24 protein-coding genes and 1 tRNA gene are annotated in these 25,933 nt (G+C 74.3%); 12 read left to right on the top strand and 13 right to left on the bottom strand.

Going from position 1 to position 25,933, the window contains the following annotated elements; translation table 11 throughout:
* Positions 1 to 216: 216 nt before the first annotated feature.
* The 4 genes from ACFV1J_RS33425 to ACFV1J_RS33410 form a co-directional block, all read right to left on the bottom strand.
* A complete protein-coding gene (locus ACFV1J_RS33425) occupies positions 217 to 585 on the bottom strand; it encodes a DUF202 domain-containing protein (protein WP_385864468.1) in 369 nt (122 codons plus the stop codon).
* Positions 586 to 996 (bottom strand): YidH family protein, encoded by a 411-nt coding sequence (locus tag ACFV1J_RS33420; RefSeq protein ID WP_385864466.1) that lies wholly within the window; start codon positions 994 to 996, stop codon positions 586 to 588.
* Between the two features lie 43 nt (positions 997 to 1,039).
* Positions 1,040 to 1,555 carry an NUDIX hydrolase gene (locus ACFV1J_RS33415; protein ID WP_385864464.1) on the bottom strand — a complete coding sequence of 172 codons (516 nt, stop codon included), beginning with the start codon at positions 1,553 to 1,555 and terminating at the stop codon, positions 1,040 to 1,042.
* 618 nt (positions 1,556 to 2,173) lie between these two features.
* The gene (locus ACFV1J_RS33410) at positions 2,174 to 3,067 is read right to left on the bottom strand and encodes a DMT family transporter (RefSeq protein ID WP_385864462.1); all 894 of its coding nucleotides are present in this window, start codon (positions 3,065 to 3,067) and stop codon (positions 2,174 to 2,176) included.
* Between the two features lie 219 nt (positions 3,068 to 3,286).
* Here ACFV1J_RS33410 and ACFV1J_RS33405 point away from each other — a divergent pair, with 219 nt between their 5' ends.
* The 5 genes from ACFV1J_RS33405 (at position 3,287) to ACFV1J_RS33385 (ending at position 9,074) form a co-directional block, all read left to right on the top strand.
* Positions 3,287 to 4,942, top strand: a complete 1,656-nt coding sequence (locus tag ACFV1J_RS33405; protein WP_385864459.1) for an FAD-binding dehydrogenase — start codon at positions 3,287 to 3,289, stop codon at positions 4,940 to 4,942.
* Positions 4,943 to 5,178: 236 nt separating this feature from the next.
* Positions 5,179 to 6,171, top strand: a complete 993-nt coding sequence (locus ACFV1J_RS33400; protein WP_385864458.1) for a hypothetical protein — start codon at positions 5,179 to 5,181, stop codon at positions 6,169 to 6,171.
* Positions 6,172 to 6,234: 63 nt separating this feature from the next.
* A complete protein-coding gene (locus ACFV1J_RS33395; protein WP_385864457.1) occupies positions 6,235 to 6,987 on the top strand; it encodes a molybdopterin-dependent oxidoreductase in 753 nt (250 codons plus the stop codon).
* The gene (locus ACFV1J_RS33390; protein ID WP_385864455.1) at positions 6,971 to 7,627 is read left to right on the top strand and encodes a cytochrome b/b6 domain-containing protein; all 657 of its coding nucleotides are present in this window, start codon (positions 6,971 to 6,973) and stop codon (positions 7,625 to 7,627) included. Before ACFV1J_RS33395 ends, ACFV1J_RS33390 begins: the two co-directional genes overlap by 17 nt.
* Positions 7,628 to 7,766: 139 nt before the next feature.
* On the top strand, positions 7,767 to 9,074 hold the full coding sequence (locus ACFV1J_RS33385) for an MFS transporter (RefSeq protein WP_385864453.1): 1,308 nt from the start codon (positions 7,767 to 7,769) through the stop codon (positions 9,072 to 9,074).
* A gap of 65 nt (positions 9,075 to 9,139) precedes the next feature.
* Here the strand turns inward: ACFV1J_RS33385 and ACFV1J_RS33380 are convergent, their stop codons facing one another.
* The 3 genes from ACFV1J_RS33380 to ACFV1J_RS33370 all read right to left on the bottom strand — a co-directional run bounded on the left by ACFV1J_RS33380 (position 9,140) and on the right by ACFV1J_RS33370 (position 11,603).
* Positions 9,140 to 10,264, bottom strand: a complete 1,125-nt coding sequence (locus tag ACFV1J_RS33380) for a sensor histidine kinase (RefSeq protein WP_385864450.1) — start codon at positions 10,262 to 10,264, stop codon at positions 9,140 to 9,142.
* Positions 10,261 to 11,055 (bottom strand): response regulator transcription factor, encoded by a 795-nt coding sequence (locus ACFV1J_RS33375; RefSeq protein WP_385864448.1) that lies wholly within the window; start codon positions 11,053 to 11,055, stop codon positions 10,261 to 10,263. Before ACFV1J_RS33375 ends, ACFV1J_RS33380 begins: the two co-directional genes overlap by 4 nt.
* A 140-nt stretch (positions 11,056 to 11,195) precedes the next feature.
* The gene (locus tag ACFV1J_RS33370; protein WP_385864446.1) at positions 11,196 to 11,603 is read right to left on the bottom strand and encodes a (2Fe-2S) ferredoxin domain-containing protein; all 408 of its coding nucleotides are present in this window, start codon (positions 11,601 to 11,603) and stop codon (positions 11,196 to 11,198) included.
* A gap of 121 nt (positions 11,604 to 11,724) precedes the next feature.
* On the opposite strand from ACFV1J_RS33370, the gene ACFV1J_RS33365 reads away from it, so the two are divergent.
* The 3 genes from ACFV1J_RS33365 to ACFV1J_RS33355 all read left to right on the top strand — a co-directional run bounded on the left by ACFV1J_RS33365 (position 11,725) and on the right by ACFV1J_RS33355 (position 17,237).
* Complete coding sequence (locus tag ACFV1J_RS33365) at positions 11,725 to 13,170, top strand: cytochrome P450 (RefSeq protein ID WP_385864444.1); 1,446 nt, start codon at positions 11,725 to 11,727, stop codon at positions 13,168 to 13,170.
* A gap of 306 nt (positions 13,171 to 13,476) precedes the next feature.
* On the top strand, positions 13,477 to 15,105 hold the full coding sequence (locus tag ACFV1J_RS33360) for an ABC-F family ATP-binding cassette domain-containing protein (protein WP_385864441.1): 1,629 nt from the start codon (positions 13,477 to 13,479) through the stop codon (positions 15,103 to 15,105).
* Between the two features lie 119 nt (positions 15,106 to 15,224).
* Positions 15,225 to 17,237 (top strand): HEAT repeat domain-containing protein, encoded by a 2,013-nt coding sequence (locus ACFV1J_RS33355; protein ID WP_385864439.1) that lies wholly within the window; start codon positions 15,225 to 15,227, stop codon positions 17,235 to 17,237.
* Here ACFV1J_RS33355 and ACFV1J_RS33350 read toward each other — a convergent pair.
* The 4 genes from ACFV1J_RS33350 to ACFV1J_RS33335 form a co-directional block, all read right to left on the bottom strand.
* Positions 17,234 to 17,689, bottom strand: a complete 456-nt coding sequence (locus ACFV1J_RS33350; protein WP_385864437.1) for an NUDIX hydrolase — start codon at positions 17,687 to 17,689, stop codon at positions 17,234 to 17,236. The two genes, ACFV1J_RS33355 and ACFV1J_RS33350, sit on opposite strands and share 4 nt — an antisense overlap.
* A gap of 38 nt (positions 17,690 to 17,727) precedes the next feature.
* Positions 17,728 to 18,402, bottom strand: coding sequence for an HAD family hydrolase (locus ACFV1J_RS33345; protein ID WP_385864435.1), 675 nt, complete (start codon positions 18,400 to 18,402; stop codon positions 17,728 to 17,730).
* An 89-nt stretch (positions 18,403 to 18,491) separates the two neighbouring features.
* The gene (locus ACFV1J_RS33340; RefSeq protein ID WP_385864433.1) at positions 18,492 to 19,460 is read right to left on the bottom strand and encodes a pseudouridine synthase; all 969 of its coding nucleotides are present in this window, start codon (positions 19,458 to 19,460) and stop codon (positions 18,492 to 18,494) included.
* Positions 19,461 to 19,627: 167 nt separating this feature from the next.
* A tRNA-Leu gene (locus ACFV1J_RS33335) sits at positions 19,628 to 19,712 on the bottom strand.
* Between the two features lie 231 nt (positions 19,713 to 19,943).
* Here ACFV1J_RS33335 and ACFV1J_RS33330 point away from each other — a divergent pair.
* The 3 genes from ACFV1J_RS33330 (at position 19,944) to ACFV1J_RS33320 (ending at position 22,802) form a co-directional block, all read left to right on the top strand.
* Positions 19,944 to 21,269, top strand: a complete 1,326-nt coding sequence (locus ACFV1J_RS33330) for a M20/M25/M40 family metallo-hydrolase (protein ID WP_385864431.1) — start codon at positions 19,944 to 19,946, stop codon at positions 21,267 to 21,269.
* Positions 21,270 to 21,443: 174 nt separating this feature from the next.
* The gene (locus ACFV1J_RS33325) at positions 21,444 to 21,677 is read left to right on the top strand and encodes a chaplin (protein WP_385864429.1); all 234 of its coding nucleotides are present in this window, start codon (positions 21,444 to 21,446) and stop codon (positions 21,675 to 21,677) included.
* A 186-nt stretch (positions 21,678 to 21,863) separates the two neighbouring features.
* Positions 21,864 to 22,802, top strand: a complete 939-nt coding sequence (locus ACFV1J_RS33320; RefSeq protein ID WP_385864427.1) for a chaplin — start codon at positions 21,864 to 21,866, stop codon at positions 22,800 to 22,802.
* 133 nt (positions 22,803 to 22,935) lie between these two features.
* Here ACFV1J_RS33320 and ACFV1J_RS33315 read toward each other — a convergent pair whose 3' ends face one another.
* Positions 22,936 to 23,124 (bottom strand): DUF5703 family protein, encoded by a 189-nt coding sequence (locus tag ACFV1J_RS33315; protein WP_006607658.1) that lies wholly within the window; start codon positions 23,122 to 23,124, stop codon positions 22,936 to 22,938.
* A 47-nt stretch (positions 23,125 to 23,171) separates the two neighbouring features.
* Between ACFV1J_RS33315 and ACFV1J_RS33310 the strand changes: the two genes are divergently transcribed.
* Complete coding sequence (locus ACFV1J_RS33310) at positions 23,172 to 23,846, top strand: hypothetical protein (protein WP_265363427.1); 675 nt, start codon at positions 23,172 to 23,174, stop codon at positions 23,844 to 23,846.
* 93 nt (positions 23,847 to 23,939) lie between these two features.
* On the opposite strand, the gene ACFV1J_RS33305 is transcribed toward ACFV1J_RS33310, so the two are convergent.
* The coding region (locus ACFV1J_RS33305) for a helix-hairpin-helix domain-containing protein (RefSeq protein WP_385864425.1) at positions 23,940 to 25,933 on the bottom strand (1,994 nt) is incomplete at its 5' end.

Here is a 25,933-nt window from a genome sequence, read left to right as displayed (position 1 = left end):
TCAGTGTCCTCACCGGCCCGGGAGTTCGGGTAGGGTCCGCGGCCGCGGGGTCGGGCCACGGTACCGCCGCCGCCGACCCGGACCGGCACCCGGGCCCGGACCCCGCGGGTCACCGTCCCCGCAGGTCACTCCGCCAACAGGAGCGGGGTCACTCCGCCAACAAGGGCGGGCTCACTCCGCCAACAGGAGCGGGGGCACTCCGGCGACAGGAGCGGCTCACCCCTGGAGCAGGATCGCCGCGCCGCACAGCGCCAGGGCAAGAGTGCAGCCGATCAGCAGCAGCGCGGTCCGCGGCGGCAGACCCGGCGGGCGGCCGGTGGCCATGTCCCGCATCCTGCGGTGCGCGAGGACGACGAAGGCCAGCCACACCGCGGCGGTCAGCGCCGCCTCCGCCGCCACCGCCGCCCCGTTCTCCGCGTTCCTCAGCAGCTGCCGGCCGGCCAGCAGCGCCACGACGGTCGCGGACAGCGTGGTCCGCCGCCAGGCCAGCCGGGTCCGCTCCGGCTGCAGCCCCGGATCCCGGTCCGACGCCGGCCGGGGCCCCGGCCCGGCTCCGCCCGCCCCCGGCTCCTCCCGCGCCCTCACCTAGTTCGTCCGGCCCAGCAGCACCAGCACGACCACCGCCGCCGCGAGCAGCCCCACGGCCAGCGCCAGCGCGCCGGGGAAACGGGACACCGGCAGGTCCTCGCCGCGCCGCATCGCCCGTTCGCACCGCACCCAGTGGTTGACCGCCCGCAGCGCGCACAGCCCGCCGCCCACCAGCAGCACGATGGTGAAGCTCACCCGCAGCGTGCCGTGCAGCCGGGGCAGGAACTGGTCCACCGCGAACCCGCCGCCGATCAGCGCCAGCCCGGTCCGCAACCAGGCCAGGAACGTCCGCTCATTGGCGAGCGAGAACCGGTAGTCGGGGGTCGTCCCCTCCTCCCGGACGCGCGCGGGCGCGAACCAGAGCCGTACCGCCTCGCCGGCCGCCCGCAGCCCACCGCCGCGGCTCATCGCCGGCGCCCGCTCGGCCGGCCCGGCCCGCCGCCCGTCCGCATCAGCACTCCCCCCGCTCCCGCCGGGCGAGCAGCTGCCGGTACGCGGCCATCCCGTCCGGCGTCCACGGCCACACGTCCAGCTTGGCGATCAGCTCCTCCTCGGTCAGGAACGCGTACCAGTCGATCTCCTCCTCCTGGGGAACGACCGGCAACGTGCAGCGCACCTGGTACACCGCCGACCACCAGGTGTGCTCGGCCGTCTCGTAGAGGAACTTGAACAGCGGCTCCGGCTGCGGCAGCCCCCGTACGCCCAGCTCCTCCTCGGCCTCGCGCAGCGCCGCCCGGTCGTAGCTCTCACCGGCCCCGACCACCCCGCCCACGAACATGTCGTAGTGCGCGGGGAACACCAGCTTGTCCGGCGTGCGACGGTGCACGAAGATCCGGTCCTCGCCGTCCCGCACCAGCACGAAGGAGCAGCGCGTACGCATCCGCCGCGCGTAACTCTCACCGCGCGCGGCCTGCCCCACGACCTGATCGTTCTCATCGACGATGTCGAGCACCTCGTCCGCGTTCATTGCGCCTGTCGTCGCCTCTTCCCACGTACCGTTGCCGCTTGGCGGCGCCTCCCACGTACCCGTCCGTCCCGCCGCGGGGCTCGGTCGCCATTGCTCCCCCACTGCCTAAAGGGCGTGGGAGGTGCCCCCAGCGGCGGGCGTTTGTGTGTCGGGTGCGGTGCCGGCCCTCCAGACTTCGTCCTCCGGTCCAGCCCCTCCCGTGAGTGGGAGGTTACAGGCCGGTGGGGGCGAGCTTGGTCCGTCGGCTGCCCGCACGTCGGCCTTACGCCCACCCCCACCGGCCTTCACTTTCCCTCTCACGGGAGGGGACGGGCCCGGAGGGGCCTTGTTCGTGGGCTTCGCTTCCAGGGGCTCAATTAAGGAGCGAAGGCGGAGCGTAAAGCGAAGCAGTCCACGAACAAGGCTCCGGAGGTCCGTCACCGCACCCACCACAACCCAGCCCGCCGCAGGCGCAACGGCGAGAAACAACCGCGGCGCAGCAGACAGGTACGTGGGAGGCGCCGCAAAGCGCAACGGCGAGACGCCCCGCGGCGGGAAAGACAGGTACGTGCGGGGGCGCCGCAAAGCGCAACGGCGAGAAACCACCGCGGCGGGACAGCCAGCTACGTGGGAAGAAGATCAATGCGGCTGGAGCGCCCGCACGTCCTCCGTGCGTCCCGCCCCCGGCGGCATCGCCGGGTGGGTGCCGATCAGGACGATGCCCGCGACCACGGCCGCGATCCCGGCCGCCTCCCAGGCCAGTGCGCCGGGGGTGACCCGCAGTTGGTCGCCGAGGAAACCGACTCCGCAGAGGATTCCGGCCAGCGGCTGGGCGGCCGTCAGGGCGGGCAGGGACAGCCGCAGCGGGGCCGACTCGAAGGCGCTCTGCACCATCACCAGGGCCAGCACGCCGAGGACGACGATGGCGTACGGCTGCCAGCTGATCAGCAGGGCCGACCAGCCGCCCTCGCCGAAGTGCTCGCCGCTGATCCGCGTCAGCGCGTCCTGCAGGCCGTATATCAGGCCGGCCGCCACGCCCAGCAGTGCGGCCTCCAGGCTCACGTGCACCCGTTCCCGTTTGGCCACCGCCGCCAGCAGCAGGGCGATGCCCAGCACGACGCCCATGATCACCCACTGCCACAGGTGATCGGTGCTGCGCTGTCCGCCCCGTGGCCGGCCGGCCACGATGAACGCGGTGACCCCGCCGGCCAGCAGCCACAGCCCGGCCCAGCCGGTGCGGCCCAGCCGCTGCTTGGTCAGCCGTCTCGACAGCGCCATCGCGAAGAGCAGATTGGTCGCCAGCAAGGGCTCCACCAGAGTGATGTCGCCCATTCCGAGCGCCACCGCGCCCAGTGCCATGCCCACCACCATCAGGCCGATGCCGGCCACCCAGACCGGCATCCGCACGAGGTCCAGCAGCAGACGGAGGGAGAGGTAGTCCTTCATCGGAGCGTGCTGTGCGGCGGCTTGCTGGAGTACGAAGCCGAGTCCCAGACAGCAGGCCGCTCCAAGGGCGAGCAGTATCACCGTCACGTCGCACCTCTATCGCGCGGGGCGGGGGATGCGCCTGAGGATAGCCATCCGGCGGCGGGTGAGGGGGTGGCCCTGGTCACCCCCATTCTCCCGCGCGCCCTGGTCTACTGCGCGGTAATGGACGGTTGACGCGGCAGTCGGGTGCACTGAGGATCGTTCCACCCGGGCGGCCCGGGGCGCCCGGGACACCCGGTGCGCCCCGGCGAGGAGAGGCGACTGATGGCGTACGACGCTGATGTGATCGTGATCGGAGCGGGGCTGGCGGGCCTCGCGGCCACCGCGGAACTGGTGGACGCCGGCCGCAAGGTGATCCTGCTCGACCAGGAGCCCGAGCAGGCCCTCGGCGGGCAGGCGCACTGGTCCTTCGGCGGACTCTTCCTCGTCGACTCACCCGAACAGCGCCGGCTGCGGATCCGCGACAGTCACGCCCTGGCGTGGCAGGACTGGCTCGGCACGGCCGGATTCGACCGTCCGGAGGACCACTGGCCGCGCACCTGGGCCGAGGCGTACGTCGACTTCGCGGCCGGCGAGAAGCGGTCCTGGCTGCACCGGCAGGGCGTGCGGTTCTTCCCCGTCGTGGGCTGGGCCGAGCGCGGCGGCTACGCGGCCACCGGGCACGGCAACTCCGTCCCCCGCTTCCACATCACCTGGGGCACCGGCCCCGGCCTGGTCGCGCCGTTCGAGCGCCGGGTGCGGGCCGGGGCCGCGCGCGGCCTGGTGGACCTCCGCTTCCGGCACCGGGTCACCGCCCTCACCCGCAGCGCCGGCGCCGTGGACACGGTCAGCGGTGAGGTCCTGGCGCCCTCGGACGTGCCGCGCGGCAAGCCCAGCAGCCGCGAGGTCACCGGCGCCTTCGAGCTGCGCGCGCAGGCGGTGATCGTCACCTCGGGCGGGATCGGCGGCAATCACGAGCTGGTGCGCGCCAACTGGCCCGAGCGCCTGGGCACCCCGCCGCAGCGGATGCTGTCCGGCGTGCCCGCGCACGTCGACGGCAAGATGCTGGGCATCACCGAGGCGGCCGGCGGGCGGATCATCAACCGGGACCGGATGTGGCACTACACCGAGGGCATCGACAACTGGAACCCGATCTGGCCGCTGCACGGCATCCGGATCCTCTCCGGCCCGTCCCCGCTGTGGCTGGACGCCCGCGGCCGGCGGCTGCCGGTACCGCTGTTCCCGGGCTTCGACACCCTCGGCACCCTCGAACACCTCATGCGCACCGGCCATGACCACACCTGGTTCGTGCTCACCCGGAAGATCATCGAGAAGGAGTTCACCCTCTCCGGCTCCGAGCAGAACCCGGATCTGACCGGCAAGAGCATCCGGGACGTGCTGGGCCGGGCCAGGTCCGGCGCGCCCGGTCCCGTGCAGGCGTTCATGGACCGGGGCGCGGACTTCATCGTCGAGCGTTCGCTGCCCGACCTCGTCCGGCGGATGAACGCGCTGACCAAGGAGCCGCTGATCGAGGAGGCCGCGCTGCGCGGCGAGATCGTGGCCAGGGACCGGGAGATCGCCAACCCCTTCACCAAGGACCTCCAGGTGACGGCGGTGCGCGGGGCCCGCAAGTACCTCGGCGACCGGCTGATCCGTACCGCGGCCCCGCACCGGCTGCTCGACCCCAAGGCCGGCCCGCTGATCGCCGTCCGGCTGAGCATCCTCACCCGCAAGACGCTCGGCGGGCTGGAGACCGACCTCTCCTCGCGGGTGCTGAGCGACGGCGGCGCGCCGCTGCCGGGTGTCTACGCGGCGGGCGAGGCGGCCGGTTTTGGAGGGGGCGGGGTGCACGGTTACCGTTCGCTGGAGGGCACCTTCCTCGGTGGCTGTCTGTTCTCCGGCCGTACGGCGGGCCGGGCGGCGGCGAGGGCGGTGGCGTGACGGGTGGCGGCACGGGACACGTACGGACGGCGGGGCCCGCGGCGACGTTGGCGGATCCAGCCATTCCTCTTTCCGCCTTGACGGGGAGCTCTGCGTAGCGCTTTGCTGTGCGTGATGACTGGTGCGGACCAGACCGTCACCCTCTGCACAGGCGCGCGCGGACCCGGCCCCGCCCACCAAGGACGACAGGTGCGGCGCACGACCGGCGCGGCGCGCCATGGAGCCCGCTGACCGTGATGTCGATTTCCCCCTCGCCGCCGCTGACACCCGCGGCCCTCGGCCCCGCCGGCCGCGCGGCCGGCCCGGCCACCGGCCCCGCCCTGGACGACGCCGAACTGGCCGTCGCCGCCGACGCGTTGGCGCTCGGCCAGTGGGCCCGGGTGCGCACCCTGCTCGCCGGGACCGGCACCGACTGGGACCGCCGGGGCCACCGATTAACGGTGCTGGCCGGCTGCCCCGGCAGCGCCGCCTGGGCCGGTGACTGGCAACTCGCCGAACCGGACAGCGGGGACGCGGCCACCCTCCTGGCCCTGGCCACCGTCCGGCGGGCGCTGCGCGGCGAGACCAGCACCGGTGCCGCCGCCGCGGCCTGCGCGGCCGCCGCCCGGCTGCTGCCCGACGACCCCACCCCCTGGCTCGGCGCGCTGATCCTGGCCCGCCGTACCGGCACCGAGGACGCCCGCGTCCACACCTTCCGGCAGATACGGGCCCGGCACCCCGAGCACCACCACGCCCACCACCTGATGGCCGCCTGCCTGGCCGAACAGCAGCCGGACGCCGCCGACGACCCGCGGCACCCGGCCCATGACTTCGCCGCGCGGGCCGCGGCCCGGGCCCCCGCGGACTCCCCGCTCGCCCTGCTCCCCGTGGTCGCCCACGCCGAGCGCTACCGCGTACGGGTCGCCGCCGGCCTGGAGCCGCCCGACCCGGCGCACTCCGGTCACTGGCACACCCGCCACGCGCACCGGCTCCGGCAGGCCGCCTTCGACTGGTGGCTGGAATGGGAGGGCGAGGACCACCCCCGCGGCAAGGTCGACCTCAACTTCCTGGCCCACGCCACCTTCCACGAGGGGCGGATGGCCGAGGCCGCCACCCTCTTCGCGCGCATCGGCCGGTACCGGACCCGCGCCCCCTGGTCGTACGCCGGCCGCGACCCGGACCGCGCCTTCCGGACCGCCCGGGCCACCGCACTCCGCCGGGCCCGGGGGTTCGAGCGCACCGGCGGATGACGAAAGTCTGACGTCGGGGCCCGGACACTGGCCCCGGCGCCCGCGCGGTGTTCGAATCGAAGGGTGACCAAGGACGCGAACCCGGCCGGCCCGGCCGGCCACGACGGGGACCGGCGCGGCACGCCCGTCGGCCGCCGGGTGGTGCTCGGCATGCTCGCGGCCGGCGCCGCCGGCGTCGCCGCGGCCCCCTACCTCCAGCGTGCCTACGACGAGACCCTCGGCGCCGCCGCGCAGAAAGACCCCACCGGCCTGTCCGGTCTGCTGCCCGCCGGCGGCGGCTTCCGCTACTACTCGGTGACCGGTTCCGTCCCGCACAAGGACGAGCACAGCTACCGGCTCACCGTCGACGGTCTGGTGCGCCACCGCGCCAGCTACCGCCTCGCCGATCTGCGCGCCCTGCCGCAGACCCGGCTGGTCCGCGACGTCCAGTGCGTGACCGGCTGGCGGGTGCCCCGCACCCCCTTCGAGGGGGTGCGGCTGGTCGACCTGCTCGACGCCGCCGGTGTCCGGCCCGAGGCCAAGGCCGTCCGCTTCACCTGCTTCGACGGCGCCTACAGCGAATCCCTCACCCTCGAACAGGCCCGCCGCCACGACGTGCTGATCGCCCTGCGCATGCAGGACCGGCCGCTCGGCCACGACCACGGCGGGCCGGTGCGCCTCTACGTCGCACCCATGTACTTCTACAAGTCGGCGAAGTGGCTCTCCGGGATCACCGTCACCGACCACGTCCAGCCCGGATACTGGGAGCAGCTCGGATATGACGTCGACGCCTGGGTCGGCCGGTCGAACGGACGGGACGATGTCCCCACGACCTGAGAAGGCCGCCGGTCCGGCCCCGGACCGCCCGCACCTGCCGCGGATCCCGCGCTTCACCCGCGCCGAACACCGGGTGCACCGCGCCACCGCCGGCCTGATGGCCGTCTGTGTGGCCACCGCGGCCTGCCTCTACCTCCCCTTCCTCGCCCAACTCGTCGGCCGCCGCGCCCTGATGGTCACCCTCCACGAGTGGTCCGGCATCCTGCTGCCGGTCCCGCTGCTGCTCGGCCTGGCCTCCCGTGCGCTGCGCGCCGACCTCACCCGCCTCAACCGCTTCGGCCCGCACGACCGGCGCTGGCTGCGGGCCGTGCTGCGCCGCCGGGGAGGCCGTCCGGCCGGGAAGTTCAACGCCGGCCAGAAGCTGTACGCCGCCTGGCTCGCCGGCGCGGTCCTGGTGATGACCGGCACCGGCCTGCTGATGTGGTTCACCCACCTGGCGCCGCTGGTCTGGCGCACCGGCGCCACCTTCGTCCACGACTGGCTCGCCCTCAGCCTCCTCATCGTGATCGGCGGCCACATCTGGATGGCGTACCGGGACCCCGAGTCGAGGGTGGGGCTGCGCACCGGGTCGGTCGACGCGGCATGGGCCCGGCGCGAACACCCGTTGTGGCGGCCGGAGAAGAAGGACGAGAACCCGTAGGGACGGGCCGAGGGGCGAGCCGGCGGGGCGGGACGGGAAATGCGGGGCGGTGAGTTCCCGGACGGCCCTATGCTCCGGTCATGCTCATGCCTGAGAACCGACGAAGCGGCGCAGCTGACGCGGACCGGGGCGACGGCCCGTGAGCGGACTGCTCCGCCGGCACCGCGACTTCCGGCTGTTGTGGTGCGGTGAGACGGCCGGGAAGTTCGGGGCCGCGGTCACCAACGTGGCCATGCCGCTGGTCGCGGTGTCCACGCTGCACGCCTCCACCTTCGCGGTCGGACTGCTCGGCGCCGCCGGCTGGCTGCCCTGGCTGCTGATCGGCCTCCCGGTCGGCGTCTGGGTGGACCGGGTCCGCCGCCGCCCCCTGATGCTCGCCTCCGCCGCGCTGTCCCTGGCCCTCTTCGCCGCGGTCCCGGTCCTCGCCGGGTACGGCGGGCTCGGCCTGGGAGCGCTGCTCGCGGTGGCCCTGCTGACCGGCGGCGCCGCGGTCGTCTTCCAGACCGCGTACAGCGCCTACCTCCCCACCCTGCTCGACCCCGCCGACCAGGCCGAGGGCAACGCCAAGCTGCACGGCAGCGCCTCCGCCGCGCAGATCGCCGGGCAGGGCACCGCCGGCCTCCTCGCCCAACTGGTGGGCGCGGTCAACGGTTTGCTGGCCAACGCCGCCACGTTCCTCATCGCGCTGCTGTGCCTGCTCGGCATCCGGCAGCGCGAACCCCGCCCGGCGCAGCGGAACGGCGGGCGCGCACCGCGCTCCCTGCCCGCCGAGATCGCCGAAGGGGTGCGGCTGGTCGCCGGCGATGTGTGGTTCCGTACGCTGACGCTCTTCGGCGCCCTCTCCAACCTCGCCCTGATGGGCTACCAGTCGCTGGTGACCGTCTTCCTGGTCCGCGAGGTCGGCCTGCCGTCCGGCGCCGTCGGCGGACTGCTGGCACTGGCCAGTACGGGCGGTATCGCGGGCGCGTTCCTGGTGTGCCGCGCCGCCGACCGGCTCGGCACCGCCCGCGCCATGCTGCTGTACGAACTCGGCCTGCCCACTGCCGCGTTGCTCATCCCGCTGACCACGAAGGGCGCCGGCACCCTGCTCTACGTCGCGGGCAGCTTCGGGGTCGGCGCGGGTGTGGTGGGCGGCAACATCCTCAAGGCGGGCTTCCAGCAGCGGTACTGCCCGCCGTCCCTGCTCGGCCGGCTGGTCGCCAGCAGCGCCTTCCTCAACTACGGGACGCTGCCGCTGGGCGCGCTGCTCGGCGGTGCGCTCGGCTCCGCCCTCGGGGTCCGCACGGCCCTGTGGATCACCACCGCCGGTGTGCCGCTCGCCGCCCTGACCCTGGTCCTCTCGCCGGTCCGCACCGTGCGTGACCTCCCGGAGCGCCGGACGGGCGACGCGCCCCACGCCACCGGTCCGGAACCGGAGGAACGGGACGGGGCGACGGCCCCCAACTGACCCGGCCCCGCGGCCCCTTCGTGCCGTGCACCGGCGGCCCTCTGCCACGCGGCCGCCGGGGCCCGCTACGCCCCCGCCCCCGGCAGCGCCACCTCGAACCGGCAGCCCGCACCGGCGTTCCGTACCGTGGCCCGGCCGCCGTGGGCCTCCACGATGCCGCGGACGATCGCCAGGCCCAGCCCCGCGCCGGCCTGGCCGTCCGCACGCGGGGTACGGGCGCTGCCGCCGCGCCAGCCGGTGTCGAAGACCCGGGCCAGGTCCTCGGGCGGGATCCCGCCGCAGCCGTCCTCGACGGCCAGCACCACCCGGTCCGCCTCCTGCCGGGCACTGACCGCCACGGTCCCCTCGGCCGGGGTCGCCCGGATCGCGTTGACCAGCAGATTGCCCAGGACCCGGGTGATCTGCTGGGCGTCCACCCGCACCGGCAGCGGCGCCACCCCGCCGTCCACCAGCCGCACCCCGCCCGCCCGCGCCAGCGGCCGGGCCCCGGTCAGCGCGTCGTCCACCAGGTCGTACACCGACACCCGCGACGGGGTCAGGGCCAGCGCCCCGGCCTGGATCCGGGACAGTTCGAAGAGGTCGTCGACCATGGCGGACAGCCGCTCCACCTCGATCCGGATCCGGGAGTGGTAGCGCGCGGGCTCCTCGGCGACCCCGTCCTCCAGCGCCTCGGCCATCGCCCGCAGCCCGGCGAGCGGGGTCCGCAGATCGTGCGAGATCCCCGCGATCAGCTCACGCCGGGAGCCGTCCAGCGCCCGCTCCCGCTCCCGGGCCTCCGCCAGCCGGGCGCTGGTCTCCTCCAACGCCCGTGACAGCGCGGCGAGTTCGGCCGTCGGTGGCTCGTCCGGCGCGACGAATCCGCCCTCGCTGCCGACCGTACGCGCCGACCGTGCCAGCTCCCGGCTGCCCGCCGCGATCCGCCGGCCGAAGAGCAGCGCGGCCGCCAGCGACACCACCCCGGACACCGCGACCACGGCCATCACCACGCCCAGGTCGTGCCCCGACAACAGCATCGCCTGGGCGACCGCCACCGTGCCCGCGGCCATCGCGGCCACCGCCAGCGCCGCCACCGCGAACAGCGACAGCGCCACCGAACGGCGCCGCAGCACCCGTACCGCCGGCGCCGCGAGCAGCCCCACCAGCGCCGCGGCGAGCGCCGCCAGCGCCACGATGAGCAGGAAGTCCGTCATGGCAGACGCCCCTCGTCCGCCTCCGCCGGTCCGGGGGAGGCGGACGCGGGATCGAAGCGGTAGCCCGCGCCCCAGACCGTCGTCACCAGACGGGGCGCCGCCGGATCCGACTCGATCTTCTCGCGCAGCCGCCGCACATGGACGGTCACCGTCGACAGATCGCCGAACTCCCACCCCCACACCCGCTGCAGCAGCTCCTCCCGCGAGAAGACCCGTCCGGGGTGCCGCATCAGGAAGACCAGCAGATCGAACTCACGGGCGGTCAGGGCGAGTTCACGTCCGGCGCGGTCGGCCCGGCGGCCCTCGGGATCGGCGGTCAGGTCCCCGGCCCGCAGGACGGGCGCGGGCGCCGCGGCCGGCGGCGGGGACTCCGCGCGGCGCAGTACCGAGCCGATCCGCAGCACCAGCTCACGCGGGCTGAACGGCTTGGTCACATAGTCGTCCGCGCCCAGCTCCAGGCCGAGGATGCGGTCCGCCTCCTCGCCGCGCGCGGTCAGCATCACCACCGGCACCGCGGGCCCGTCGTCCGCGCGGCGCAGCCGGCGGCACACCTCCAGGCCGTCGAGGCCGGGCAGCATCAGGTCCAGCACGACCAGATGCGGCCGGAAGGCCGCGGCCCGGTCCAGCGCGGCGAACCCGTCGGCGGCGTGCTCGGTGGCGTAACCGGCGCGGGAGAGATAGCCGGTGACGACCTCGGCGACGGTCGGATCGTCCTCGACGACCAGCACGCGCCGGGGCGGCCCGGGCGCGGGGGCGGGCGGGGGAGCGGCGGGCGGCGGGTCGCGGTGCACGGGTCAGCGGGCCCTTTCCGGGAGAGACCTCATGCCCCAAGCCAACACCACCGGGCGCCGCGGCGCGCGGCCCGCCCCGGGTCCGTAAGACTCCGGTAACCGGCAAGACTCCGGTAACCGGCGGCGGAAGCCGGACGTCCTCAGTCCGCGAGTCCCTCCCGGACCCGCCGCGACACCGTGATCGTGTAGAGGTCCAGGACGCCCGGCGGCTCGGCGAGACCGGGGCCGCCGGCCCGTATCCAGGCGGCGATGTCCGCCAGCGCGTCGTCGTCGTTGACCAGCCCCAGCCACACCGGCCGGCCACCCGCCGCCCGGCCGGCCGGTGAGGGCTGCACCACCACGACGTTCGCCTGGTCGCAGACGTCCAGGCACTCCGAGGCGCGCACCGGCGCCGCACCGTCCAGGGCCGCCCGCAGCCGGGGTATCTGACCGGCGTGGTCCACGCCCGGGATCTTGGCCGCATCGCCGCAGCAGCAGCCGCGGCAGACGGTGACCCGGCAGGACGCCGCGGCCGCGGTGGCCGGGCGGCCGGCACGCTTGTTGATCACCCGGCCCATGGTACGGGGCCCCGTACGGCGCCGCCCGGGCCCCCTGCACCTTCCCGCCACATTCCGGCCGGGCCCCCGGCCGGGGGGTAGGAACGCCCGCAACCGGGATAGACATCCGACCATGCCCCTGACCGACTCCCAGCCCGACTCGCCCTCCGGCTCCCGGCCCCTCCCCGCCCCCACGAACGACATCCCCGGCCCGGCCGGCCTGCCCTTCCTGGGCTCGATGCTCGACCTGCGGCGCGATTCCCTCAGCACGTTCCTGAAGGCGCAGCGCGAACACGGTGACGTGGTCCGCCTGGAGGCCGGACCGCCCGGCCTGCGCAGCGTGTTCCACGCCGTCTTCGCACCCGAGGGCGTCCAGCAGATCCTCGCCTCCCAGGCCGCCAACTTCCGCAAGGACCACCCGCTGTACGAGGAGGTCCGGCAGGCGTTCGGCAACGGCCTGCTCACCAGCCAGGACGCCGACTACCTCCGGCAACGGCGGCTGGTGCAGCCGCTGTTCACCAAGCGCCGGGTGGACGGCTACGCCTCGGCCGTGACGGGCGAGGCGGCCGGCGTCGTCGACCGCTGGCGGAGCGCCGAGGACGCCACCGTCGACCTGGTCCCCGAGATGAACCGGCTCGCGCTGCGCACCGTCGCCCGGATCCTGTTCGGCCTGGACACCGAGGAGGCGGTGGCCGCGATCCACCGCTGCTCCCCGGTCATCAACGCGTACGTCGTCCAGCGCGCCTACGTGCCGGTGAAGATCCCGCGGCAGTGGCCGACGCCGGGCAATCTGCGGGCACGGGCCGCCATGGACGAACTCGACGCGCTGTGCGACCGGATCGTCGCCGAACGCCGCGCGGCCACCGCGGCGGCGGACGACCCGGACGCCGCCGAGGGCGGCGACGACCTGCTCTCGCTGCTGGCCGCGGCCGGCAATGCCGAGGACGGTTCGCTGGACGCCACCGAGGTGCGCGAGCAGGTGCTGATCTTCCTGCTGGCCGGGCACGAGACCACCGCGACCTCACTGGCCTTCACCCTGCACCTGCTCGCCCGCCACCCCGAGGAACAGGCCCGGGTCCGCGCCGAGATCGACCGCGTCCTGGCGGACAGGGAGCCCACCGCCGCCGACCTGGACCGGCTGCCGTACCTGACGCAGGCGCTCAAGGAATCCATGCGGCTGTACCCGGCGGCACCGGTCGTCAGCCGGCGGGCCGTGGAGGCCACCGAGATCTGCGGCTTCCGCATCCCGGCCGGTGCGGACGTGGTGGTGGCGCCCTGGGTCACCCACCGCGACCCGGAGTTGTGGCCGGACCCGGAACGGTTCGATCCGGGCCGGTTCGCGCCCGGGCGGGAGGCGGACCGGCACCGGTACGCCTGGTTCCCGTTCGGCGGCGGTCCGCGCGCCTGCATCGGGCAGCACTTCTCCATGCTGGAGTCGGTGCTCGCGCTGGCGACGCTCCTTCGCGCGTACGAACTCCACGCCGTGGACGAGGAGGTGCCGGTCGCCGCCGGCATCACCCTGCAGCCGACCGGCCCCGCCCGGGTACGGCTGCGTCCGCGCGACGGGGCGGGGGAGTAGGGCCGGGACCGGGGGCGCCGCGCGATACCCACCCCACGCCAAACGCAACGAAAAATGCGTTTGCCTTTTCGCGCCGTCCCCCGTACCGTCTTCCCCGGTCCCATTGCCGCCGATTGGAGAAGGCCGTTGCTCGTCTGAGGTCCTTGAGACACCGCGCTCACGCATACGTTCCGACGTACCGCGTGGCGCCGTCCGTGACCTCGGCGTGCCGACCGGCGTACCCCGGCGCACCCGGCCCTCCGGCGTTCCCCCGCGGTGTCTCCCGCGCAGTTCCCCGCACACCTTCCGCGCACCCAGGAGACCCGTATGTCACACCCCGCATCCCGCGCCGCCTCCGCCGCGTCCCTCGTCTGCTCCGGCCTCGGCTTCGGCTGGCCCGACGGCACCCCCGTCTTCGAGGACTTCCAGCTCACCGTCGGCCCCGGCCGCACCGGCCTGATCGGCCTCAACGGGGCGGGGAAATCCACCCTGTTGAGGCTCCTCGCGGGCGAGCTGACCCCCACCGCCGGCAGTGTCCGGACCGCCGGCGAGATCGGCTACCTCCCGCAGCACGCCCCCCTCGACACCGCGCTCCGCGTCGACCAGGCGCTCGGCATCGCCGCGGCCCGCGCCGCCCTGCACGCCATCGAGAACGGCGACCCGAGCGAGGAGCACTTCACCGTCATCGGCGACGACTGGGACGTCGAGGAGCGGGCCCGCGCCACCCTCGACCAGCTCGGGCTGACCGGCATCGACCTCGACCGCACCATCGGCGAGCTCTCCGGCGGGGAATCCGTCCTGCTCCGGCTGGCCGCCCTGCTGCTGCGCCGGCCGGACGTGCTGCTGCTCGACGAGCCCACCAACAACCTCGACCGGGCCGCCCGCGAGCGCCTCTACACCGCGGTGGGCGGCTGGTCCGGCGTGCTCGTCGTGGTCAGCCACGACCGGGAACTCCTCGGCCTGGTCGACCGGATCGCCGACCTCCGAGGCGGCGAGGTCCACTGGTACGGCGGCAACTTCACCGACTACGAACGCGCCCTGGCCGCCGAACAGGAGGCGGCCGAACGGATGGTGCGGGTCGCCGAGGCCGACGTCCAGCGCCAGAAACGCGAACTGGCCGACGCCCACGTCAAGTTGGCCCGCCGGGTCCGCTACGGCAACAAGATGAGCGCCAACAAGCGCGAACCCAAGATCGTCATGAACGAACGGAAGCGCGAGGCCCAGGTCTCCGCCGGCAAACACCGCATCCTGCACACCGAACGCCTCAAGGAAGCCCGGGACCGCCTCGACGAGGCCGTCGAAGCGGTCCGGGACGACGACGAGATCCGCATCGACCTGCCGCACACCGCCGTCCCGCCGGGCCGCGGCGTGCTCACCCTGCGCGAGCTGCGGACCCGCTACGGCGCCCGCGCCCATCTGGAGGTGCACGGCCCCGAACGCATCGCCCTCACCGGCCGCAACGGCTCCGGCAAGACCACCCTCCTGCGCACCCTCGCCGGCGAGATCCCGCCGGAGTCCGGCACCGCGCAGACCCACGTCCCGCACCGCTTCCTGCCCCAGCGACTGGAGGTCCTCGACAACGACCTGACCATCGTCGAGAACGTCGCCCGCTTCGCCCCGGACGCCACCAACAACCGCATCCGGGCCCGGCTCGCGCGCTTCCTCTTCAAGGGCGCCCGGGCCGACCAGCAGGCCGGCACGCTCTCCGGCGGTGAACGCTTCCGCGCCTCGCTCGCCGCGCTGATGCTGGCCGAGCCCGCCCCACAGCTGCTGCTCCTCGACGAGCCGACCAACAACCTCGACATGGCCTCGGTCCACCGGCTGGTCACCGCCCTGGAGTCCTACGAGGGCGCGCTCGTGGTCGTCAGCCACGACCTGACGTTCCTGCGGGAACTGGGCATCACCCGCTGGCTCGCGCTGGAGGACGGCGAACTCACCGATATCGCACCGCTGTAGCGCCAACGGCCCGCCGGGGGCGCGGCGGCGGCCCTGCCGGTAATCACCTTGCCGCCGCCCTTCCCGTGGTCCATGATCCCCCTCATGACCTACAGGAAGGGCGGCCACCGCCCCACCCGATGACCACGCGGACGCCGGACCGCGAACCGGCCTCCGCACCGTCGACCGCCTCCGGCCCGTCGACCACTCCCACCCCGTCGGCCGCTTCGGGCCCCGACCGTCCGTCGGACATCACCGCAGCGGTCCTCGACGGATCCGTCCTCACCCCGGGCACCCCGGCCAGAACCGCCGTCTTCGAAGCGGTCGCAGCCGACCCCGACGGCCCGGTCACCCAGGAACTGCTCGCGCTCACCGGGAACATGGGCCCCGCCGTGCGCCGTACCGCGCTCACCCTGCTCGGCGAGCTGACGTACGGCCGGACACCCTGGCCGGCCCCGGTCGAGGCGGCCGCGGCCCGGCTCCACGACCCCGACCCCGACGTCCGCCGGGCCGCCGCCCGGCTCCTCGTACGCACCGGCGCCACCGACCGGGCCCGCACCGCACTCGGCGAACTCACCGACCCCGGCACCCGGATCGCCCTGGCCGACGCCCTGCTCGGCACCCCGGACGCCGCCTTGCCGCCCGGCACGCTCCGCACCGACCCGCTGCCCGAAATCCGGCTGCTCGGCGCTCTGGAGGAGCTGGCGACCGCACCGCGCGAACGGTGGCCGGAACTGGACGCCCGGATCCTGGCGGAGGTCACCGCGCTCACCGCCCACGACGCCGACCGCGGCTACCCCATCGGTGCCCGCTGGGGCCGCGCCCTGCACCGGCAGGACCGCGAACAGGACTGCTACACCACCGTCACCCGGCTGCTGGCCGGCGACGCGGGCGCCTACGGGCGACGGGTCGGGGTACAGCTGGCCCACCGCGCGTTCCAGGAATGGCGGGCCGCCCCCGACACCCTCACCCCGCACCTCGTCCGCCTGCTGCCCAGCGCACCGCCCGACCTCCGCACCCTCATCGTGCACGCCCTGTGCGCCTCCCGCACCACCACCCGCCGGTCCGCCGACGCCCTGGCCGCCCTGCTGCCGGACCTCACCACGGCCCCGGCAGCGGACCCCTCCCACCCGGCCGCCGACCCCACCGCCGCCCTCGCCTGGCACATCGCCTACGCCCTCGCCACGATCGACGACCCGCGCGCCGCCCCGTACGTCCACGCCCTGCTGACCGCCGGCGCCCGCCCCCACGGCATGCTCGCCGCACTCCGCGGCCTGCTCCGCGCCGAAGCCGCCGACCCGGACCAACTGGCCGCATACGCAAGCAACTTGCTCCGACCCGAAGACCCTTCCGGAAGCCGTTCCGAAGACCGTTCCGAAAACCGCGACGCCCTGTCCCTGTCCCTCGCCCTCGGCATCCTCGACGCCCTCGACCCCGCGGCCGCCGCCCCCTGTGTCCCCGACCTCCTTGCGGCGCTGCGCACGGCGTGCGAGGCCGCCGAGGCCCGCGGCGCCACGCTGGCCAGCTGGCCGGAGCTCTCACTCGTCGGCACGCTCGGCCGGATCGGCCCGCCCGCGGCCACCGCGCTGCCCCTGCTCACCACCCTCACCCGCGACTCCCGCCGGCGCCCCGGCCACGGCGCACTGGCCCTCGCCCGCATCACCGGCGACCGGGCCCCCGTCGAAACCTATCTGCGCACCCGTCCATGGGAGGGCCGCCGCCCCACCGCCGACCATTCCGCCCTCTTCGCGTGGCTGCTCGACCACGGCGGCCTCGACGCCGAACAGTCCGCGCAGCTGCGCGACGCCGTCCTCCGGCGCCGCGGCGCCATGCAGGTACGCGGCTCCCTGGTGCTGTGGCGGAACGAGGGCCCGCCGGTGGCCGCCGAACTCCTCGCCGTACTCCCGGACCACCTCGACGACGACCTCTACGGGCCGGTCGCCATGACCACCCTGGCCGCCATGGGGCCGCACGCCCGACCCGCGCTGCCGCACCTGCGCGCGCTGATCGACCGGCGGACCCGGCTCCCGCTCTGCGTCGGCTCCGCGGACGCCGACCTGCGCGCCGACGAACGGCTCCTGGAAGCCGCCGAACGCACGGTGGCGGCCCTCACCGATCCCACCGACCCCACCGACGACGGGGGCGCGCCCTAGTCACCCACCGCCCGGGACGCGGCCGACCGCACGAACAACGCCAGGCTCTCCCCGCACTGCGAATGCAGCGGTGCGGGGAGGGCGTCCGGCGGGCTCCACCTCAGCGCATCGAACTTGTGCGGCTCGCCGAGCGTCACCTCGTCCGGCGCCACCCGCACCGCGAAGACCACCGCGACCCAGTGCGATTCCACCGGATCGCCGCGCAGCACATTGCGCACCCCGAGCTGCTCGATGCCGAGCGGCCGGGTGCCGTACTCCTCGAAGACCTCCCGCGCCACCGCGGCCTCGAAGGTCTCGCCGAACTCCAACGCCCCGGCACCGCAGTCCCAGGTCCCCGGCTCGTCCCGGGCCCCGGCGCTCCGCCGGGCCAGCAGCACCCGCCCCGCACCGTCATGGCACACGAACACACACGACACCACCGGCCGCCGCACCGCACCGACTCCTTCCGCCACGTCGCCCCTCCCTACGCACCGTTCGCTGCCCGCCGCCCTCAGAAGTGCCGCAGCAGCTCCTGGAACGCCGACAGCCGCAGCACCTTCTTGTCGTCCGGGTCGATCTCGTCGTGCTCCAGCACCCAGGTGTGCTGGTGCGGGATGAACACCGCGTTCAGCCCGGCCGAACGCGCCGGCAGGATGTCCGACTTGGGGGAGTTGCCGATCATCCAGGTCTCGTCCGGCACCAGGTCGTAGGCGCGCTTCAGCCGCTCGTACGTGGTGACGTCCTTCTCCGCCACGATGTGCACCCCGCGGAAGTGCCGGGTCAGCCCCGAGGCCGCCACCTTCCGCTCCTGCTCCTCGGTGTCCCCCTTGGTCAGCAACAGCAACTCGTGCCGCCGCGCCAGCTCCGCCAGCGTTTCTGCCACCCCGGGCATCAGCTCCACCCGGTCCCCGGCGAAGGCGGCCGCCCATCCGGCGATCCGCGCCGACTCCTCGGCGGTCGCGGCCCGGCCCCGCAGCCGCGCCACGCACTCGCCCAGGCTGTGCAGAAAGACCTTGCTGCCGTACCCCAGGGTCGGCGCGTTCGCGGCCTCGATCCCGTCGAGCACCGTCCGCACCGCCTTCCGGTCGAGCCCCGGGCGCACCATCCACTCCAGGAACTCGTCGATGACCCGCTCGAAGATCACGTTGTTGTCCCACAACGTGTCGTCCGCGTCAAAGATCAGCATCCGCCGGCCAGCCCTTCGCCCCAGTTCACCAACCCCCGCACCCTACGGACGCCGGGGCCCCGCCCGCACCGCAAATTCCGCGGCGGACCTCAGCCGGCCGCCGCCCCCGGCCACGCCGCCAGCCGCAGCCCGCTCTCGAACCGCCGCTCCCGCCCGTCCACCGGGTCCCGGAACTCCAGCGCCTTCGCCAGCAGCTGCAACGGCGCCCCGAAATCCTCCCCGTCCGCACCACCGGCCTCCTCCGCGCCTGCCGCCACCCCGGGCCCCGGATACAGCGGATCATGCAGGATCGGCAGCCCCAGACCGTTCATGTGCACCCGCAGCTGATGGGTCCGCCCGGTCGCCGGCAGCAGCCGGTAGCGCCCGAGCCCGCCCCGCCGCTCGACCAGCTCGATCCGGCTCTCCGCGTTCGGCGCCCCGGGCACCTCCCGCGCCGCCGGCACCCCGCGCTCCTTGACGATCCGGCTGCGCACGGTCACCGGCCGCGCCACGCCCCCGTCGTACCGCGCCACCGCCTCGTACTCCTTGCGCACCCGCCGCCCGCCGAACAGCCCCTGGTACGCCCCCCGGTCCTCGGGCCGTACGACGAACAGCACCAGCCCCGCCGTCAGCCGGTCCAGCCGGTGCGCGGGCTGCAGCGTCGGCAGCCCGAGCTCGCGCCGCAGCCGGGCCAGCGCGGTCTCGGTGATGTGCTGCCCGCGCGGCGTGGTGGCCAGGAAGTGCGGTTTGTCGGCGATCACGATCCGCTCGTCCCGGTGCACGATCCGCACCTCGAACGGCACCCGCACCTCCGGCGCGAAGTCCCGGTGGAACCACACGTACCGCCCCGCCCGGTACGGCTCGTCCCCGGTCAGCGCCCCCTCGACGGCCACGAAGCGGCCGGCACGCAGCATCTCCGCCACCCGCCCGGCCCCGATCGCCCCGCCGAACCGCGCCACGAGATGGTCCCCGACCGTGGCCCAGGACCCGTCCGGATCGGCCGGCAGCCGTACCCGTACCGGATCGATCCCGGCACGCTGCGGCAACGGGGCGGGCGGGACGGGGGAGCGGCGTCTCACGGGATCTCCGGGCGGGCGACACGTCGAGGCGAGGAACGTCGAAGGGTGATCATCGGAGCGGTGAAGGTGGAAGCCGTGAAGGTCGAAGCGGTGAGGGTTGAAGCGGTGCAGGCCGGGAACGGCCGAGGCCCGCTCGGCGGTGCCAAGCGGGCCTCGATGGTGATAAGTGTCCGAGGGGGGACTTGAACCCCCACGCCCGATAAAGGGCACTAGCACCTCAAGCTAGCGCGTCTGCCATTCCGCCACCCGGACCAGGTGTCTGCCGGTCCGGCCTGGGCCGTTCCGACGTGGAAAACAATAGCAAACGTTCGGGGGTGGTCGATCACCCGTACATGGAGCCGGGTGCGGGCCTGTGACCAGCGGATGTCGGGAGTATTGCGGCCTTGGGCGGAACGCTGCCGGGGTGGAGGATGGCGGTGGACCCCCGCCGCGGACCGGGCGCCTCGGGGCGCGCGACGCGGCCGTGAACCAAGAGGAGGCAGCGTGATCGAGTCACAGTCGGCCCGTACGGTGACCGGCGAGGACGAGGTCGTCGACCTGTGCCGGGACCTGATCAGGATCGACACCAGCAATTACGGCGACCACTCCGGCCCGGGTGAGCGGGCCGCCGCCGAGTACGTCGCGGAGAAGCTCGCCGAGGTCGGCCTGGAGCCGCGGATCTTCGAGTCGCACAGGGGGCGCGCATCGACCGTCGCCCGCATCGAGGGCGAGGACCGCTCCCGGCCCGCGCTGCTCATCCACGGGCACACCGACGTCGTGCCGGCCAACGCCGCCGACTGGACCCACCACCCGTTCTCCGGGGAGATCGCGGACGGGTGCGTCTGGGGGCGCGGCGCGGTCGACATGAAGGACATGGACGCGATGACGCTGGCCGTCGTCCGGGACCGGCTGCGCACCGGCCGCAAGCCGCCGCGGGACATCGTGCTGGCGTTCCTCGCGGACGAGGAGGCGGGCGGCACCTACGGCGCGCGCTACCTCGTCGACCACCACCCGGAGCTCTTCGAGGGGGTGACCGAGGCGATCAGCGAGGTCGGCGGCTTCTCCTTCACGGTCAACGAACAGCTGCGGCTGTACCTGATCGAGACGGCCCAGAAGGGCATGCACTGGATGAAGCTCACCGTGGACGGCTCGGCCGGCCACGGCTCGATGATCCACAAGGACAACGCGATCACCGAACTGTCCGAGGCGGTCGGACGGCTGGGGCGGCACGAGTTCCCGGTGCGGGTCACCAAGACGCTGCGGGTCTTCCTGGACGAGCTCGGCGACGCACTGGGCACCGAGCTCGACCCGGAGGACATGGACGGCACCCTGGCGAAGCTCGGCGGCATCGCCAAGCTGATCGGCGCCTCGCTCCGCAACACCGCCAACCCCACGCAGCTCGGCGCCGGGTACAAGGTCAACGTGATCCCGGGACAGGCCACCGCGCACGTCGACGGGCGCTTCCTGCCCGGCTACGAGGAGGAGTTCCTGGCCGACCTGGACCGGATCCTCGGCCCGCGGGTCAAGCGCGAGGACGTGCACGCGGACAAGGCGCTGGAGACCACGTTCGACGGGGCGCTGGTCGAGGCGATGCAGTCGGCACTGCAGGCCGAGGACCCGATCGCGCGCGCGGTGCCGTACATGCTGTCCGCCGGTACGGACGCCAAGTCGTTCGACGACCTGGGAATCCGGGGATTCGGCTTCGCACCGCTGAAGCTGCCGCCGGAACTGGACTTCGCCGGAATGTTCCACGGCGTGGACGAGCGGGTTCCGGTGGACGGACTGAAGTTCGGGGTGCGGGTGCTCGACCGGTTCATCGAACAGAGCTGAAAGCCAAGGGAAGAAGCGGCCGCCGAAGCCGAAATCGGCGCGGATTTCCTGCCGTTCGTGCCGGAGTCGCCGGAAAGAGTGAACGCTTTGATGTGTTCGTAGCTTCAACGTCCTTTTCCTCGTTGCAGGGTGTGCGGTCCGCGGCTGGGACCGCATTGGCTACAAGGAGGAACAATGCTGAAGAAGATCGTCGCTGCTGTGGCGACCACCGGTGGTCTGGTGCTCGCCGGTGCGGGCCTGGCCGCTGCCGACTCGGGTGCCCAGGGCGCTGCCGTGTACTCGCCGGGCGTGGTGTCCGGCAATGTCATCCAGGTGCCGGTGCACGTTCCGGTGAACGCCTGCGGCAACACGATCTCCGTGGTCGGTGTGCTGAACCCGGCCTTCGGCAACTACTGCGTCAACAAGTGACTTTCTGACGCCGTTTGACGTTGTACCTGCACCCGTAAGGGTCTGATCCGGTTCGGCTCCGTAATGCGTGGCACGCATTCCGGGGCCTCTGGGTATTTCGGTGGGCGAGCGGATGATCCCCCGGTCTCCCCGGGGGATCGCCGCGCGCACGCATTCCTGTAAGGCACTAGGCAGGGGAACAAACCTATGAGACAGGTCGCACGAAAGGGCCTGATCACCATGGCGGCGGCCGGCGGTGTACTCGCCGCGGCCGCCGGCTACGCACACGCGGATGCGGGGGCCGCCGGCGGCGCGGCGCACTCGCCCGGCGTGGGATCCGGCAACAATGTCCAAGTACCGCTGCACATCCCGGTGAACGCCTGTGGCAACACCGTCAATGTCGTCGGGCTGCTGAACCCCGCGTTCGGCAACAACTGCGCCAACGACGGCGGCGGCCACCACACCGGACACCCGGGCGGCCACCACCAAGGGGGCCACCATCAGGGTGGCCACCACCAAGGTGGGCACCCGGGCGGGTATCCGGGCGGGGGTCACCACGGCGCCGGCGCCGCGGGCGGCACCGCCAACTCACCCGGTGTGGGCTCCGGCAACAACGTCCAGGCACCGGTCGACGTCCCGGTCAACGCCTGCGGCAACAGCGTTTCCGTGGTCGGTCTGCTGAACCCGGTCTTCGGCAACGACTGCGCCAACGACGCGCCGCTTCCGGAGCGTCCGCAGCCGGGCCAGCCCCAGCACCCGGGCAACCCGCAGCACCCGGGACACCCGCACCACCCGGGGCACCCCCATCACCCCGGTAAGCCGCACCACCCGGGGAAGCCGCACCACCCCGGCACCGGCGACAACTCGGGGCACCACCCGCACCACCCGGGTAAGCCGCACCACCCGGAGCAGCAGCACCCGGGTAAGCCGCACCACCCGACGACCCCGCAGCAGGGCGGCGGGCACACCCCCGCGGCGCACCCGCAGACCGCGCCGCACAGTCACGTCGTGCCGGCTCCCCGTCCTGCGGCACCGCAGCTCGCGGAGACCGGCGCCGGCGCGGCCGGTTACGCGGTTCCGGCCGCCGTCGGCATGCTGCTCGGGGGCGCGGTGCTGTACCGCAAGGCGCGTGCCGTCCGCCGGTGAACGGCGGCGGTCACGCGGCGATCATGTGGCGATCGGCGCTCCGTGACGAGTGGTAGCTGAGCGCGCATGAGCGCACGACTGAGCGGGCCCTGCCGAGGCGGGGCCCGCTCTGCCGTTCACACGCCGGTGGCGGTCACCACGTGGCGCGCAGCTGTCGGATGATCCGGCGGCGCAGCCGCACCTTGCGGCTGCCGTCCGGGTTCAGACGCAGGCGGTCCAACTCCCAGTGTCCGTACTCGGCATGGTCGGTCAGCAGGCGTGTGGCGGCCTTCCGGGAAACGCCCCGGGGCACGTACACATCGCAGAATTCGTATTCCGGCATCGCATCTATTGTGCGGGACCGGCCCCGGTACGGATAGCGTCTGCACTATGTCTGATGCTGCGCAGCCTTCCGCTGCCGAGGTACGTGCCGCCGCCGAGGCGGTCAAAGCCGCGCTGGACCGTCACCTCGACGCGGTCGAACGCCGCTCGGGGCAGGACGATCCGGCTGTTTACGCCGCGTTCGACGAGCTCGCCGCCGCGGCCGAGGTCTATGACGAGCTGCTCTACGACACCTATGACGAGGTCACCCCCTTCGAGATCCCCGGCAGTGACGCGCTGCCCGCCTATGCGGGCCCGGAGGAGCCCAGTGCGCTCAGCGTGCTGATCCGGCGCGACTACACCGTCGCCGAACCGCAGCGGCTGCTGCACCAGGCGCAGCGCATCGCGGATCTCGATCCGGATGCCGCCGATGAGGCGGCGGGCCCGTCCGCCGATGCCGCCGCGGTCGTCGGCAGCAGCGTCCATGCGGCGCTGGGGGTGCTCTTCGGGGAGTTCGAACCGGACGAGATCGCCTCCCGGCACAAGGAGTTCGGCCTGGAGGAGGGCGACTCCACGCTGTGGGTGGCGGCCGCCGACGAACCGGCCGAGCCGGGGGAGTGGCTCTCCGCGCCGTTCGACCAGGCGGACCCGCAGCGGGTGGTGTGCCGCTTCGACGTCAGCGCCGTCTTCGACGAGGAACTGGGCGACGACGACCTGCTGGAGCCGCTCGACCGCGAGAGGTGAGGGCGGAGGCGGCCGCTCCACTCCGGCGGCCGCCTCCGCGCCCCTCCTCGGGCCCGGGCGTCTCCTTGCCTCGGGCCACGGCGTCCGCCTGCCTCAGGCCGGGGCGTCCTCGGCGGACGGCACGCTCTGCTGCCCGAGCAGCGTCCGCAGCCGTGTGGTCCGCTCCTTGACGGGCACCTCGGCGACCGCCCGGGCCAGCGCCTGATCGGCGCCCTGGACGACCGACAGATGCCGCTCACCGCGGCCGAAGGCCGTATAGACCCAGGCGCGGGTCAGCCCGTCGGCGGCGTCCCCGGGCACCACGACCACCGCGGCCGGCCAGCGCATCCCGGCCGCCTGATGGGCGGTGAGCGCCCAGCCGTGCCGGACCGCGCCGCCGACCCGCTCGCGCGGCACCACCACCGCGGTCCCCGCGCAGTCCAGATGCAGCCCGGCGGCGTCGGCGCCGGTGACCGTGCCGGGCAGCGTACGGCCGGGGGCCGGGGCGTAGGCCACGCGGTCGCCCGGGTCGAAGCCGCCGAACCGGCCGGGGCCGGGGTTGAGCCGCTCCTTGAGCGCGGCGTTCAGCGCCCGGGTGCCGGCCGCGCCGCCGTGTCCGACCGTGATGACCTGGGTCGCCTCCGCGGGGACGCCCAGCGCCCGGGGCACGGAGTCGGCGACCAGCTGGACGGTGCGGTGCACCGCCTCGCCGGCGTCCCGCACCGGGACGAGCACCACCTCCTTGCCGGGCGCCTCGACCTGGCTCAGCTCACCGATGCCGATGCCCGAGACCAGCTCGCCGATCGGGCCGAAGTCCGGGGTGCGGGAGGCGACCTGGGGGCAACAACGGGCCGCGAGGACATCGGCGAAGAGACGGCCGGGCCCGGCGGACCACAGGACGCCGGGGTCACCGCTGAGCACCAGCCGGGTCCCGTCGGTCAGCGACTCGACGAGCAGGGCCGCGGTCTCCAGGTCCAGCTGCGGGGCGTCCAGCACCACCAGCAGATCGAGCGCGAGGGCGCCGTCCGCGTCCCGGCCGGGGCCCTCCTGCCCGGACAGCAGCCCGGCGACCGTCACCGCCGCCGCGCCCGGCTCCGCGGCACCCGCCTCCGGGCCCGTCTCCGGCGCGAGCGCGGCGAGGTCCGCGGCCAGCCGGCGGCGGCCGTTCTCGGTGTGGGTGGCGCCGAAGGCCCGCAGGCCCAGCGCACGGGCCGCGGCGATCAGCGCGGCGGGCTCGGCCCGGGCCGCCTCGGCGCCCGTGTGCGCCACCAGGCCGCTGTGCGCGGCGGCACGGATCAGCTCAGCGGCCGACGGCGACGGCGCGGCGGCGGCCGCGGCCCCCCAGTCGGCAGCGGAGGGACGGGCCGTCCCCGGGGCGTCACGGTCCACCGGTCCGGAGCCGTCCGTCCGCTCGCCGGCCGCTGCGGAGTCGGCGTCCGCGGCGTCCGAGTCGGTCTCCGCGGTGGCCGGGTCGGCGCCCGTGACCTCGGATTCGGCGTCCGGAGCGCCGGAGTCCGGGACCGGCTCGAAGGTGTTCAGCAGCCGCGCCAGGCCGTCGGCGACGCTCTCCTCGGCCATCGCCCAGCGGTCCAGGCCGAGCAGGATCCGGACCGGCTGCTCCTCCTCGTCCTCGTCCGTCGCGGGGCGGGTCCGGCCCGGCTCCTCGATCGCGTCCTGGAAGACCAGGACGGCCCCGTCGGCGATGGCGGTCTGCAGGGCCTCGTCGGGGTCGGGCACCTGCCGCTGCCCGAGCGCGCCGCGCAGCGCGCTCGCCTCCAGCGCGGAATGCCCCGCCACCGCGGCCTGCTCCAGCAGCCAGCCGACCAGCGCCTGGCCGCGGCGCTCGTCGCCCGGCCCGGCGGCGGCGCCGAGCAGCGCCCGCGCGAAGCCGTCGGCCTGCTCGGGCCGCACGCCCGGCACCTGGAGCAGCTGCCAGGGATCCTCGCGCAGGGCCTCCGCGGCCCGCTCCCCGAGCACCTCGGCGGTCCGCTCCGCGAGCGACTCCGGGGCACCGCCGGCCCGCAGGATCTGCCGTACGCCGTCGAGGCCGGGAGCGGGGGCCGGGAGAGGCGCGGCGGAGGCCTGGGGGCCTGCGGGCGGGGCCGGCG

Source organism: Streptomyces sp. NPDC059649 (genome assembly GCF_042734445.1).
Classification (GTDB): Bacteria; Actinomycetota; Actinomycetes; order Streptomycetales; family Streptomycetaceae; genus Streptomyces.
This window is presented reverse-complemented; position numbering and strand designations above follow the sequence as displayed.